We start from the raw sequence: 13,688 nt of genomic DNA on the forward strand, positions 1-13,688 counted from the left end.
AGGCGGCCGGGGCTCAATTCAACCGCCCGGCCGCCTCCTCGGTGGCTCAGCCCGTGAACCCGGCCACGTTGTCCTTCGTGACCACCTTCACCGGAACCTTGATCGCCGACGGGATCCTCTGGTCCTTGACGGCCTTGAGGGCGTTGTCCACCGCGATCTTCCCCAGCTGGCTGGGCTGCTGGGCGACCGACGCGTACAGCGTGCCGTTCTTCACGGCGGTCAGGCCGTCCGGGGTGCCGTCGAAGCCGACCACCGGGACCGACGAACCGGCCTTGGAACCAAGCGCCTTGATCGCGCCGAGGGCCATCTCGTCGTTGGCGGCGATGACGCCCTGCACGTCCGGGTGGGCCTGGAGCAGGTTCGACATCACGTCGAGGCCCTTGGTGCGGTCGAAGTCGGCGGGCTGCTGGGCCACCACCTGGATGCCGGGGTAGGCCTTGAGGCCGTCGGCGAAGCCCTGCGCCCGCTCCCGGGCGGCGGAGGTGCCCGCCTGGCCCTGGAGGATCACGATCTTGCCGTGGCCGCCGAGCTTCTCGGCGATCGTCTTCGCGGCCAGCTCGCCGCCGGCGACGTTGTCGGAGGCGACCAGGGTCGCCGTCGTGGCGTTGTTGACGCCGCGGTCGACCGCGACCACCGGGATGCCGGCCTTGTCGGCGGACTTCACGGAGTTGCTCGCCGCGTCCGAGTCGACCGGGTTGACGATGATCGCACCCAGGCCCGAACTGGTGAAGTTCTGCAACTGGTTGGCCTGCTGCGAGGCGTCGTTCTGGGCGTCGGTGACGGTCAGGTCCACGCCCTGCTTCCTCGCCTCGGCCTGGGCACCGGCCCGGATCTGCACGAAGAAGGGGTTGTTGAGGGTGGACAGGGACAGCCCGATCTTCGGCTTGCCGGAGGCGGATCCGGTGTGCAGGAGCGAGGTCGCGGCGACGAGCGCCACGGTGAAGACGGCCGCGAGCGCGTACGTCCCGGCCTGCCTGCCCTTGCCGCCACCGGCACCGGCGGCCACCGGGGTGGCACCGGCCTTGCGGCGCACGGTGTCCAGGAGAACCGCCAGCGCGATCACGACACCGATGACGACCTGCTGCCAGAACGCGGAGACGTTCAGCAGGTTGAGGCCGTTGCGCAGCACCGCGAGTATCAGCGCGCCGATCAGCGTGCCGGACGCCTTGCCGGTGCCGCCGGCCAGCGAGGCACCGCCGATCACCACGGCCGCGATGGCGTCCAGCTCGTAGCCGTTGGCGGCCTGCGGCTGCGCCGAGGACAGCCGGGCGGCCAGCACGATGCCGGCGACGGCCGCGAACAGCCCGGACAGGGCGTAGATGGCGAGCTTCTGCTTGTTCACCCGCAGCCCGGACAGCCGGGCGGCCTCCTCGTTGCCGCCGATCGCGTACATCGAGCGTCCGATGTAGGTACGGCCGAGGACGAAGGCGGCGATCAGACCCATGAGGATCATGACGAGGACCGGTACCGGCAGCCAGCCGCCGAGCGTGTCGCCGAGGTGGGAGACCGAGTCGGGGAAGGCGATGGGGGAACCGCCGGAGATGACCAGCGCCAGGCCGCGGCCCACCGACAGCATGGCGAGCGTCGCGATGAACGACGGCAGCTTGCCGTAGGCGATGAGGAAGCCGTTGACGAGACCGGCCACGATGCCGGTGGCGACGGCCAGCACGACGGCCAGGAACACCGGCACCCCGTGCGAAGTGGCGCTCCAGGCCAGCACGGTGGCCGACAGGGCCGCCACCGAGCCGACCGACAGGTCGATGCCCGCCGAGACGATCACGAAGGTCGCGCCGAAGGCCAGGATCGCCGTCACGGCCGCCTGGACACCGACGTTGAGCAGGTTGTCGGTGGTGAGGAAGTCCCCGGACAGCGCCGACATGGCGATGACGAGGACGATCAGCGCGGTGAGCGCGCCGTTGTCGAGGAGCAGCCGGCGCACGCCCGCGGCGCCCGTGCTGCTGTTCTTGAGCGTGTCAGTGGCCACGTCCGGCCTCCTTGTCGGTTGTGGTGGGGGTGCCGGGGGTGCTGACGGCGAGTGCCATCACGGCGTCCTGGGTGGCCTCGTCCGCGGCCAGTTCGCCCGCGATCCGGCCCTGGGCCATCACCAGCACCCGGTCGCTCATCCCGAGGACCTCCGGCAGGTCGCTGGAGATCATCAGCACCGCGGCCCCCGCGGCGGTGAGTTCGTTGATCAGCTGGTAGATCTCGACCTTGGCGCCGACGTCGATGCCACGCGTCGGCTCGTCGAGGATCAGCACCCTGGTGTCGGCGAGCAGCCACTTGCCGATGACGACCTTCTGCTGGTTGCCGCCGGAGAGCGTGCGCACGTGCTGCCCGAGCCCGGCCATCCGCACGCCCAGCTGCCCGGCGATCCGCTCGGCGGCCGTGTGCTGCCCCTTGAGGTCGACGATCCCGGCCCGGGTGGCCTTCCGCAGGGTCACCAGGCCGAGGTTCTCCTCGACGGAGGCGTCCAGCACCAGCCCCTGGCCCTTGCGGTCCTCCGGGACGAGCCCGATCCCGGCCGTCAGGGCCGCGTTGACGTCGTGCCGCCGCAGCGCCGTACCGGAGACCCGCACGGCCCCCCGGTCGTACGGATCGGCCCCGAAGACGGCCCGTACGACCTCCGTACGGCCCGCGCCCACCAGGCCGGCGATCCCCACGACCTCCCCGGCGTGCACCTCGAAGCTCACGTCGTGGAAGACGCCGTCGCGGGTCAGTCCCTGGACGGAGAGCAGCGCGGCTCCGGTGTCGGTCCGCTCGCGCGGGTACTGCTGCTCGATGGACCGGCCGACCATGAGCCGTACCAGTTCGTCCTGCGGGGTGGCGGCGGGCACCTGGCCCACGCTCTTCCCGTCCCGGATCACCGTCACCCGGTCGCCCAGCGCGGCGATCTCCTCCAGGTGATGGGTGATGAAGACGATCCCGACCCCGTCCGCGCGCAACTGCCGCACGATCGCGAAGAGTTTCTCCACCTCCTCCGAGGTGAGCACGGCGGTCGGCTCGTCCATGACGAGCACGCGCGCCTCCAGGCTGAGCGCCTTGGCGATCTCGACCATCTGGAGGCGGGCGATCCCGAGGTCACGGACCCGCGCCCGGGGTGACACGGGCACGCCGACCCGCTGCAGCAGGATTTCGGCGTCGGCCTCCATCCGCTTGCGGTCGATCATCCCGAAGCGGCGCGGCTGCCGGCCGAGGAAGATGTTCTCGGCGACCGTGAGGTCGGGCACCAGGTTGAACTCCTGGTAGATGGTGGCGATCCCGAGCCGCTCGGAGTCCTGCGCACCATGGATGCGCACCTCCTCGCCGCCGGCCAGGATCCGCCCCGCGTCGGGGGTGTAGGCGCCGGAGAGCATCTTGATGAGGGTGCTCTTGCCCGCGCCGTTCTCACCGAGGAGCACGTGCACCTCGCCCCGGCGCAGATCGAAGTCGACGCCGTCGAGCGCGACCACGCCGGGGAAGGACTTCCGTATGCCCTCGATGCGCAGCAACTCGTCCGGGTCGCTCACGACGTGCTCCTTTGCACAGGGGTCTGCTTCTTGCCGCGGTTCTCTTCGCGGTTCTCTTCGCGGTTCTGGTCCGGGTTCTGGTCCGGGTTCTGGTCCGGGTTCTCGCCGCACGAGCGGCGGACGACGAGCCGGGCGGGGAGGGTGACGGACTGCGGGGGCCGGCCCTCGATACGGTCGATCAGCGCGTGTACGGCCGCCCGGCCGAGCTCACCGGTGGGCTGGGCGATGGCGGTGACGGGCGGGTCGGTGTGCACGAACCAGGGGATGTCGTCGAAGGCGGCCAGCGCTATGTCGGACGGCACCCGCAGCCCCCGCGCCCGCATCGCGTCCAGCGCGCCCAGCGCCATCAGGTTGTCCGCGGCGAACACGACCTCGGGCGGCTCGGGCAGGTCGAGGAACCCCTCGGTGACCCGCCGCCCGCTCTCGGCCTGGAAGTCGCCCTGGCCTATGTAGGCGTCCGGGAGGGGGACGCCGTATTCGGCGAGGGCCTCGCGGAAGGCCTGGACACGCTCGCTGCCGGTGGTGGTGGCCGCCGGTCCGGCGATGATCGCGACCCGCCGGTGCCCGAGTCCGCACAGATGGGCGACGAGATCGCGGATCGCGGCCCGCCCGTCCGCCCGTACCACCGGCACGTCGACGCCCGGGATCCACCGGTCGACGAACACCATGGGCGTGCCGGCCCGTGCCGCCTCCAGCATCAGCGGCGAACCGCCGTCGGTGGGGGAGACCAGCAGCCCGTCGATCCGCCGGTCGAGCAGCGTCCGTACGTGGTGGTCCTGGAGTTCCGGCCGCTCGTCGGCGTTGCCGATGATGACGCTGTAGCCGAGGGCGCGGGCCGCCTCCTCGACCGAGCGGGCCAGCTCGGTGAAGTAGGGGTTCATCACGTCGCTGATGACCAGGCCGAGGGTGCGGGTCTGGTCGGTGCGCAGGGAGCGGGCGACGGCGTTCGGGCGGTAGCCCAGCGTCCGGACGGCGGCCTGCACGCGGGTGCGCGCGTCGTCGCTGACCGACGGATGGTCGTTCAGGACCCGGGACACCGTGGCGACGGAGACGCCCGCCTCGGCGGCCACGTCCTTGATGCTCGCCATCGCCGCTCCACCTCCTCGTGGAATCGATTACACGACTTCGTGTACGGAGGATTGGAATCGATTACACGGGCGCCGGGCAAGGGCCCGGAGGCGGCCGAAACCCAATCGTGACCGGGGGCGGGACCGGAGGGGATGGTCAACCCGAGGTCTGACCTGCGTGTTTCCGGGCCTGCCCCGAAGCGGACGACGCGGCGGCGCGCCCCTGCCGGCGCTCTACGTCCGGGAGCTCGTCCGCCGTCGGCGCGCCGGCCGGGCGGATGCCCGCCTCACCCCGTGCCCCGGCGGGCGGCGGAGGCCTGCCGCACGGCGTTGTCCAGGTGGGTGATGACGGCCGGTACGTCGTCGTTCTCGGTGTGCCGGATCAGCTCCAGGGCCGGCCGGACGAGGCCGCCCGGTCGCGCTGTCAGCCGGGCGAGCACGGTGGCCCGGCTGTCGAGCCGTTCGACGGTGGCCGCGCGCTCCTCCTCGTCCTGGCCGGCCAGGACGACGGCGTTGTGCCAGGCCTCCGCGCGCGACTCACGGACGCTGAAGTCGAGGATCCGCTCGTCGGAGCGGCCTCCGACCTTGTCCAGCAGCGACAGCAGGGGCGACAGGGCGTCGACGGAGTCCTGCACCGCCAGCACCACCCGCGCGAGGATGTCGTTGATCAGCAGGAAGTCGCGTCGCAACGTCTGGATGTCCGCGCCCGGTCCGGTCCCCGCGGCGGCGACGGCCAGGTCGAGGTTGATGTGCGCGTTCACGCCCAGGATCAGGTGCTGGACTATGACGGTGTCGGCGTCGTCGAGCAGTCCGAACGTCTCGCGCCAGCAGCGCGGCCCGCTGCGGTCACGGCGCCAGGCGTCGTACGCGTCGAAGTAGCGGTTGCCGAAGAGGGTGTCGAAACGGTCCATGCGGGCGCCGTCGTCGAACAGCCCCGCGTGTATGGCGGCGCGGATCTCGACGGTCACCTGTCGGTACAGCGCCGCGAAGTACCCGATCCGGTCACCGGTACGGACGGCCTCCCGCACGATCTCGGCAAGCCCGTCCACGACATCGTCGATGTTCTGTGCGGCCATCCCCAACTCCCCTGCCCGGTGCCTGCGTCGAGGCCACCGTCCTACCACCGCGGGCCGGGGAACGGTACGGAACGCGGACCTGGGTTGTCGGGCCGGGCGGGAAAAGTCACCAGCGCGCCGCGGTGAAGTCCAGCGGGCGGGGCCCCAGTTCGCGCGTGCGAGCCGCCGAGTGCGCCAGCCGGGCGGCCATTTGCTCGTGGGGGAGGCCGGTGTACCGGCTGCCGTGCGCGGCGTGGTCGCGGTGGGTGAGGAGTACGTCGGTGACGGGCCCCGGCGCTTCGTGGCGGGCGGCGAGCGCCGGGCTCCGGCGCGGGGTGCCGATCGTCATCGACGTGCCGTCGGGGCGGCGCAGGAGGTAGGAGTCGGCGCCGGCGGTGTGCGGCGAGTCGTGCCCGCACGGCAGCACCGTGCCGACGCCGTCGCCGTCGTCCCGGGGCATCGGGAAGGGATCCCGGGCCGGGGCCGGCCGGCCGCCCGGGGGACGGACGGAGCGGGTGGGGCAGGCGTGCGCCGCCGTGTGCAACCGTGCCGCCTCCGCGGCGTCGCGCGACCGGCGCAGGACCTCCGAGCGTCCCGCCACCTCCCCGATGAGCCCCGGGGCGAGCAGCCGCGCGACATCGCGGTCCGTGCGGCGCCCGCCCACCCACCAGCCGTGCTCGCCCTGTCCGGCTCCCGTGACCATGCCCCGTCCCCTTCCGTACCGCCCCGGTCACCCCAGGGGTGTCCCGGGCCGTACGGACAGCCGAAGGGGTCAGGATCTGGTGGTCCCGGCGAAGGGCTGCTCTGCCGTCGGCGGCTCACATCTCCTTCGGCTTGAACACCGCGAAGGTCGCTCCCTGCGGGTCGGCGACCACGGCCATCCGGCCGGCCATCATCTCGAACGGCGGTGCGAATACCGTGCCGTTGCGCTTGACCAGGGCGTCCACCGTGGAGTCGACGTCGTCGACCGCGAAGTAGGTGAGCCAGTGCGGCGGGACGCCGGGGCGGTCGTCGCCGAGCCGGGCGGCGCCGCCGACGCCCCGGCCGCCGACGTTCAGCGACCAGTAGGTCCCGTCGGCGCCCTCCATCGGCTGGATCTCGATCCCGAAGGACTCGCCGTAGAAGCCGGTGGCGCCGAGTACGTCACTGGTGTTCAGCTCGTTCCAGATCAGCGTGCCCGGCTCGTTGACCAGCCCGGCGCCGTGGAAGTCGCCCGGCTGCCAGACCCCGAACACCGCGCCCTGCGGGTCGGCCGCGATCAGCATCCGGCCGATGTCGCCGACGTCCATCACGGGGGCGATCAGCGTGCCGCCCGCCGAGACGATGGTGTCCTGGGTGGCCTGGGCGTCGGTGCTGGCCAGGTAGGTGGTCCAGACGGTGGGCGGCTCCGGCTGCCCCTCCGGCGCCATGGCCGCGCCGATGCCGGCCACCGGCTTGCCGCGCAGCGTGCAGACCGCGTACCCGCCGAAGTCGGCCCCGCCGACCTCGCCCTGCCAGCCGAACAGGTCACGGTAGAAGTCCAGCGCCGCCTGCTGGTCCTGCGCCATCAGATCGACCCAGCACGGGGTGCCGGTCGCGTACGGAGTGGTGATCTCGGGCATGTGCGACTCTCCCTGCGCGCGAAGAAGTTCCCCGCCGCCCACCATCACCGCCCCGGCGCTTTTGCGCCACCGGAACCGGCCAGGTTTTACGGTCGGCTCCGGCGGCGGCCGGGCGGCGGCGGATCGCGCCGGAGCGGGGCATCGGGTGAGGGCGGGAAGGCCGGCGGGCCATAATCTGCCCCCATGGACGATGTGGATCGGTCGATCCTCGCCGTGCTGGAGAAGCACGGGCGGATCAGCAACGCCGAGCTCGCCGCGCTGGTCGGCCTGTCGCCGTCGCCCTGCCTGCGGCGCGTGCGCCGGCTGGAGGAGACCGGCGTGATCCGCGGCTACCGGGCCGAGATCGACCCCGCGGCACTCGGGCGCAGCCTCCGCGTGTTCGCGGGCGTCCGGCTGATGCGGCACAACCGTGGTGACGTGGCCGCGTTCGAGCGCGCGGTCGTCCAGCTGCCCGAGGTGGTCCACGTCCACCACGTCACCGGCAACTACGACTACCTGCTCCAGGTCGAGGTCGCCGACCTGCCGGCCTACGAGGACTTCCACGCCAACCGGCTGGCCGACCTTCCGGGCGTCGCCACGGTCAGCAGCTACGTCACGATGAAGACCCTCTCCGCCCGCACCCCGTGAGCCCCGGGACCCTTCAGGCGGTGTCGCCCACCGCGCCGCCCACCGCGTCGGCCGCCGCGACCACGTCGGCGACCAGGTCGGCCGTGTCCTCGGTGCCCGCCGCGAGCCGGACCAGGCCCGGCGGAACCGCGGCGGCGATCTGCTCCTCGTCGAGCATGCCCCGCCACATGGACGCCGGGTGCACGGCCAGCGACTCCACGCCGCCGAGGCTGGCCGACCGGCGGGCGTAGCGCAGTCGGCCGAGGAACGCGTCGGCCGCCTCGAAGCCGTCGGTGAACTCGATGCCGAGCACTCCGCCGAACCCGCTCATCTGGTGGGTGGCCAGCTTGTGCTGCGGGTGGGAGGCCAGGCCGGGATAGTGCACCCTGCGCACGGCGGGGTGGGCGGCCAGAGCCTCCGCGAGCGCCTGGCCGTTCTCGTTGTGCCGGGGGACGCGCAGCGGAAGGGTGCGCATGCCGCGCAGCAGCAGCCAGGCGTCGAACGGGCCGAGCACGGCACCGGTGAGCAGGCCGGTCTCCCAGACCCGGTCCAGGAGTCCGGCCGGACCGGCCAGCACCCCGGCGGACACGTCGGAATGGCCGTTGAGGTACTTGGTCGCGCTGTGCCAGACCACGTCGATGCCGAGGTCCGCGGGCCGCTGGTTCAGCGGGGTGGCGAAGGTGTTGTCGGCCATGGTCAGGATGTCGTGCGCGCGGGCCAGCTCCGAGACCGCGCGCAGGTCGGTGATCTGGAGCAGCGGGTTGCTCGGGGTCTCCACCAGGATCAGACGGGTCCGCGGGGTCAGTGCCCGTGTGAACGCCTCCGGGTCGGTCTGGTCGACCAGGGTGGTCGACACGCCGAACCGGGGCAGCAGGTTCAGCAGGAGGGACGCCGTACCGCCGTAGGTGGACCGCTGTCCGATGACGTGGTCGCCGGCGGACACCAGGGCCAGCACGGCGGTGGTCAGCGCGGCCATCCCGGACGCGGTGACCATGGCGACCTCGGTGCCCTCCAGTTCCGCGACGACGGCCGCGACCCGGGCGTGGTTCGGGTTGCCGAAGCGGGTGTAGAAGTCCTGGCCGCGCGGCTCGACCGCGGCTCGGGCGAACGTGTCGCCGTCGGGCGCCGAGAAGGCGGCCGTCTGGTAGATGGGCGGTGCCACGGCGCGGTCGGGGAGAACCTCACGATCGGCGTGGACGGTGACTGTGCTGCTGCCCGGCATGCTGTGTGCCCTTCCGTGGTCCGTCGGGGTGACGTCGTCGAGCGTGACCGACGGACACCCGCGAGTGCGCGGATCCCGGCAACGTTGGCAGCAAATTGCGCGGCCGTCGGGGTGACGGATTGTGCTAGGGGACGGACCCACGCAATTCTGTGCTCACGCGATGCCGCTCACGCGATGCCGCTCACGCGATGCCGCTCACACGATGCCGCTCACGCGTGCCGCTCGCACGGCGTCGCTCATACGGCGATCGTGCCCCGGATGCAGACGGTCGTGGCGCCGCTCACCCAGACGGTGCCGTCCGCGTCGGCGATGACCTCGATGGTCGCGGCCCGTCCCACCCGTGCGCCCTGGGAGACCCGGTAGGCGGCGGGCGCCGCGCCGGTGCCGGTGAGCCACTGTCCGACGGCGGCGTTCATGCTGCCGCAGGCGGGGTCCTCGGGCACTCCGACGCGAGGGGCGAAGGTCCGCATCTCGAAGTCGTACGGGGAGCCGTCGGGGTAGGCGCCGATCGCGCCGACCATCGCGTCCGGGATGCGGGCGAGGTCGGGTTCGAGAGCCAGTACCTCGTCGGCCGTGGCCAGCCGGAGCACGGCCCAGCCCGGTCCGTTGTCGACCCACTGGTGAGCGAGGACCCGGTCGCGGCCGATACCGAACGCGGCCACGATCCGTTCCAGGTACCCGTCGTCGAGCGCGCCGTCGCGGACCAGCGGCGGGGCGGCGAAGGACAGTACGCCGTCGCCGCGGCGCACGGTGACCAGGCCGGCGGCGCACTCCTGCACGATCCGGTCGGCGTGGCCCGGCACACCGCCACCGTCCAGCCAGGCGCACGCGGAGCCGAGGGTGGGGTGCCCGGCGAACGGCAGCTCGCCGTCGGGCGTGAAGATCCGCAGCCGGTAGTCCGCCGCCGGGACGGTGGGGGCCAGCACGAACGTGGTCTCGGACAGGTTCGTCCACCGCGCCACGAGCTGCATCTGTTCGTCCGTCAGGTCCGCGCCGTCTAGGACGACCGCGACCGGGTTGCCGCGATAGGGACTCGTCGAGAACACGTCGACCTGGACGAAGGGGCGGGTGCGCGACGGCATGGTCATCACGGCCTTTCGGTGACGGGGTCAGCCCCATCACAACGGCCGCCCGCACGCCCGGGACATGGCCAGTCACAAGAAAGTGGCCTGGCCCCGCGTCACGCCGCGGCCGGCTCGCACCACACGTCACAAGCCGGCGGAAGAGCGGTGAGGCCGCATGGACATCCGGCGGAAGTCGTCGTACTCCGGCGAAGGCGAAGGCGAAGGCGACGGCGAAGCCCTCAAGACCTTCCCGTCGGCGTCTCCTTGACAAGGCCGGCGCCGGCCACCGAATCGTGGCCGGCGCTGCTGTGCCGCGGTCGGTTACTGCCCGATCGGGTTGAGGAAGGTGGCCGGGTGGGTGGCGCCGTCCTGCTTGAGGACCTGGCCGCCGAACGGCCACTTCAGGGTGAAGGACTTCGTCTCGTTCGGCGGGGTGACGACGAACTTCGCCGGGACGAACTTCTGCTTCTTCGGCGTGGACTTGGCCACCGGGTCCAGGGTGATGCTGAAGTCCACCGTGTCGCCCTTCTTCAGGGTGAACTTCTGAGCCCTCTTGGAGGAGCGCGCCAGCGACCAGGTGCCGTCGGTCGACTGGGCGCCGACCATGTCGACACCGGCGAAGCCGGACAGGGTGCAGGTGCGGCTGCTCTTGTTGGTGAACCAGATGAACGCCTGGGTCTGGTGGCTGGTCTGCTTCATCTCCGGCGCCGCGTCGCCTCCTGTGGCGAAGCCGGCCTTCAGGTCGGCGGTGTGGCAGCGGGTCGGCTGGGCCGTGGCGGCCGAGGCCGGGATGGCGGTAGCGGCGGTACCGGCGGCGGCGACGGTCGCGATGATCACGGCGATCAGCTTGTTCTTCATGGTGTTTCGGGTTCCCCTCGGATATACGAGATCGGATACGGAAGTCGCGTGGCACCGGTCGTTGTGCATCACGCCGTCCGACGACCACAACCCTGCACCGTGATCCGTTCCAGCTGCCGCACCGCCGGGGATTACGGGACGGTGGAACGCTCGCATCCACTCTGACCTGCGCAAACACCACACCCCTGGAACGCCCTGCTGGGACGGGGGGACGACTGTCAGTCCGTACCAGTACCGTCGGATCATGGCTCAGCAGACGGGGACCCCCACCGGTGAACGACGGCTCGCCACCGTCGAAGGCGTGCTCGAACGGATCACGTACGCCAACGAGGAGAACGGCTACACGGTCGCGCGGGTCGACACCGGGAGAGGCGCCGGCGATCTCCTCACGGTCGTCGGCGCGCTGCTCGGCGCTCAGGTGGGGGAGTCGCTGCGGATGGAGGGGCTGTGGGGGTCGCATCCCCAGTACGGCAAGCAGTTCACCGTCGAGAACTACACGACCGTGCTGCCGGCCACCGTGCAGGGGATGCGGCGCTACCTGGGGTCGGGGCTGGTCAAGGGCATCGGGCCGGTGTTCGCCGACCGGATCACCCAGCACTTCGGGGTGGACACCCTGCGGATCATCGAGGAGGAGCCGAAGCGGCTCGTCGAGGTGCCGGGGCTCGGGCCGAAGCGGACCAGGAAGATCGCCGACGCCTGGGAGGAGCAGAAGGCGATCAAGGAGGTCATGCTGTTCCTCCAGACCGTCGAGGTGTCCACGTCGATCGCCGTGCGGATCTACAAGAAGTACGGCGACGCCTCGATCTCCGTCGTGAAGAACCAGCCGTACCGGCTCGCCGCCGATGTCTGGGGCATCGGGTTCCTGACCGCCGACAAGATCGCCCAGTCGGTGGGGATTCCGCACGACAGTCCGGAGCGGGTGAAGGCCGGGTTGCAGTACGCGCTGTCCCAGTCCGCCGACCAGGGGCACTGCTACCTCCCCGAGGAACGGCTGATCGCGGACGCGGTCAAGCTGCTCCAGGTCGACACCGGGCTCGTCATCGACTGCCTCGCCGAGCTGGCGGCGGAGCCGGCGGAGGGGGAGGATCCGGGGGTCGTACGGGAGAAGCTGCCCGGTCCCTCCCCGGACGCCGAACCGGTCACCGCCGTCTACCTCGTCCCCTTCCACCGGGCCGAAGTCGCCCTCGCCGCACAGCTGTTGCGGCTGCTGCGCACCGGGGACGACCGGATGCCGGCGTTCCGGGACGTCGCCTGGGACAAGGCGCTCACCTGGCTGAAGGACCGTACCGGCGCCGACCTGGCCCCCGAGCAGGAGGCCGCCGTCAGACTGGCGCTCACCGAGAAGGTGGCCGTGCTGACCGGCGGGCCGGGCTGCGGCAAGTCGTTCACCGTGCGGTCCATCGTGGAGCTGGCGCGGGCGAAGCGGGCGAAGGTGGTGCTCGCCGCCCCGACCGGCCGGGCCGCCAAGCGGCTCGCCGAGCTGACGGGGGCCGAGGCGTCGACCGTGCACCGCCTCCTTGAGCTGAAGCCGGGCGGGGACGCGGCCTATGACCGGGACCGCCCGCTCGACGCCGACCTGGTCGTGGTCGACGAGGCGTCGATGCTGGATCTGCTCCTCGCCAACAAGCTGGTGAAGGCCGTGCCGCCCGGGGCGCATCTCCTCTTCGTGGGGGACGTGGACCAGTTGCCCAGCGTCGGGGCCGGGGAGGTGCTCCGGGACCTGCTCGCCGACGGCAGTCCGGTACCGGCCGTCCGGCTCACCCAGGTCTTCCGGCAGGCCCAGCAGTCGGGGGTGGTGACCAACGCGCACCGGATCAACGCCGGGCAGCAGCCCGTCACCGACGGCATGAAGGACTTCTTCCTCTTCGTGGAGGACGAGACGGAGGAGGCCGGGCGGCTCGCCGTGGACGTCGCGGCCCGGCGCGTGCCGGCCAGGTTCGGGCTCGACCCGCGGCGCGATGTGCAGGTGCTGGCGCCGATGCACCGGGGACCGGCCGGGGCCGGCGTGCTCAACGGGCTGTTGCAGCAGGCCATCACCCCGGCCCGGCCCGACCTGCCCGAGAAGCGGTTCGGCGGGCGGGTGTTCCGGGTCGGCGACAAGGTCACCCAGATCCGCAACAACTACGAGAAGGGCGAGAACGGCGTCTTCAACGGCACCGTGGGCGTGGTCACCTCGCTCGACCCGGTCGACCAGCGGCTCACCGTGCTGACGGACGAGGACGAGGAAGTCCCGTACGAGTTCGACGAACTGGACGAACTCGCCCATGCCTACGCGGTGACCATCCACCGTTCACAGGGGAGTGAATATCCCGCAGTGGTGATCCCGGTCACCACCGGAGCGTGGATGATGCTCCAGCGGAACCTGCTCTACACGGCGGTCACCCGGGCCCGGAAGCTGGTCGTCCTGGTCGGTTCGCGCAAGGCGATCGGACAGGCCGTGCGCACGGTCTCGGCAGGCCGGCGCTGTACGGCGCTGGACTTCCGGCTCGGCCGGAGCGATCTCCGGAAAAATGATCGATCAAATGAGTCGTGAAGGTCACAGAGCTCTTTCCGATTGGGAAACAAGGGGGCAGGATGAGCAGGTTGGCGGCACTGAGTGCCGCCGATAGGCCCAATGGTCGACCCCGAGTGCACTCTCCTGAGCCAAATGGGGGATGGTAGAGACAGTCAGGGCACCTCGAAGATGAGGCACTACGTCGGTGAGGGAAG

The 13,688-nt window shown here is 71.4% G+C and carries 10 protein-coding genes and 1 pseudogene; 2 read left to right on the plus strand and 9 right to left on the minus strand.

All coding sequences use genetic code 11. From position 1 onward, the window contains the following. Window positions 1-46 precede the first annotated feature (46 nt). The 6 genes and pseudogenes from IEZ11_RS04920 to IEZ11_RS04945 form a co-directional block, all read right to left on the minus strand. A complete protein-coding gene (locus IEZ11_RS04920) occupies window positions 47-1,984 on the minus strand; it encodes an ABC transporter permease/substrate-binding protein (protein WP_189261327.1) in 1,938 nt (645 codons plus the stop codon). Then, the gene (locus IEZ11_RS04925; protein WP_189261328.1) at window positions 1,974-3,506 is read right to left on the minus strand and encodes a sugar ABC transporter ATP-binding protein; all 1,533 of its coding nucleotides are present in this window, start codon (window positions 3,504-3,506) and stop codon (window positions 1,974-1,976) included. Before IEZ11_RS04925 ends, IEZ11_RS04920 begins: the two co-directional genes overlap by 11 nt. Beyond that, window positions 3,503-4,594: a LacI family DNA-binding transcriptional regulator gene (locus tag IEZ11_RS04930; RefSeq protein ID WP_229712807.1), complete on the minus strand. Its 1,092-nt coding sequence runs from the start codon at window positions 4,592-4,594 to the stop codon at window positions 3,503-3,505. Before IEZ11_RS04930 ends, IEZ11_RS04925 begins: the two co-directional genes overlap by 4 nt. Before the next feature lie 266 nt (window positions 4,595-4,860). Then, window positions 4,861-5,649, minus strand: a complete 789-nt coding sequence (locus tag IEZ11_RS04935) for a DUF5995 family protein (protein ID WP_189261329.1) — start codon at window positions 5,647-5,649, stop codon at window positions 4,861-4,863. Window positions 5,650-5,824: 175 nt separating this feature from the next. Then, window positions 5,825-6,331, minus strand: a pseudogene (locus IEZ11_RS04940) (MBL fold metallo-hydrolase); the annotation flags it as partial. Between the two features lie 115 nt (window positions 6,332-6,446). After that, window positions 6,447-7,229, minus strand: a complete 783-nt coding sequence (locus IEZ11_RS04945) for a VOC family protein (RefSeq protein WP_189261331.1) — start codon at window positions 7,227-7,229, stop codon at window positions 6,447-6,449. Between the two features lie 183 nt (window positions 7,230-7,412). Between IEZ11_RS04945 and IEZ11_RS04950 the strand changes: the two genes are divergently transcribed. Further along, the gene (locus IEZ11_RS04950) at window positions 7,413-7,856 is read left to right on the plus strand and encodes an Lrp/AsnC family transcriptional regulator (protein ID WP_189261332.1); all 444 of its coding nucleotides are present in this window, start codon (window positions 7,413-7,415) and stop codon (window positions 7,854-7,856) included. A gap of 13 nt (window positions 7,857-7,869) precedes the next feature. Here the strand turns inward: IEZ11_RS04950 and IEZ11_RS04955 are convergent, their stop codons facing one another. The 3 genes from IEZ11_RS04955 to IEZ11_RS04965 all read right to left on the minus strand — a co-directional run bounded on the left by IEZ11_RS04955 (window position 7,870) and on the right by IEZ11_RS04965 (window position 10,979). Next, window positions 7,870-9,057, minus strand: a complete 1,188-nt coding sequence (locus IEZ11_RS04955) for a trans-sulfuration enzyme family protein (protein WP_189261333.1) — start codon at window positions 9,055-9,057, stop codon at window positions 7,870-7,872. Between the two features lie 236 nt (window positions 9,058-9,293). Continuing rightward, window positions 9,294-10,145: a PhzF family phenazine biosynthesis protein gene (locus IEZ11_RS04960; protein ID WP_189261334.1), complete on the minus strand. Its 852-nt coding sequence runs from the start codon at window positions 10,143-10,145 to the stop codon at window positions 9,294-9,296. Between the two features lie 297 nt (window positions 10,146-10,442). Further along, a complete protein-coding gene (locus IEZ11_RS04965; protein WP_189261335.1) occupies window positions 10,443-10,979 on the minus strand; it encodes a DUF4232 domain-containing protein in 537 nt (178 codons plus the stop codon). A gap of 244 nt (window positions 10,980-11,223) precedes the next feature. Here IEZ11_RS04965 and recD2 point away from each other — a divergent pair, with 244 nt between their 5' ends. Further along, the gene (recD2, locus tag IEZ11_RS04970; RefSeq protein ID WP_189261336.1) at window positions 11,224-13,512 is read left to right on the plus strand and encodes an SF1B family DNA helicase RecD2; all 2,289 of its coding nucleotides are present in this window, start codon (window positions 11,224-11,226) and stop codon (window positions 13,510-13,512) included. Window positions 13,513-13,688 lie beyond the last annotated feature (176 nt).

The sequence above is a fragment of the Streptomyces fuscichromogenes genome, assembly GCF_014645815.1.
GTDB lineage: Bacteria > Actinomycetota > Actinomycetes > Streptomycetales > Streptomycetaceae > Streptomyces > Streptomyces fuscichromogenes.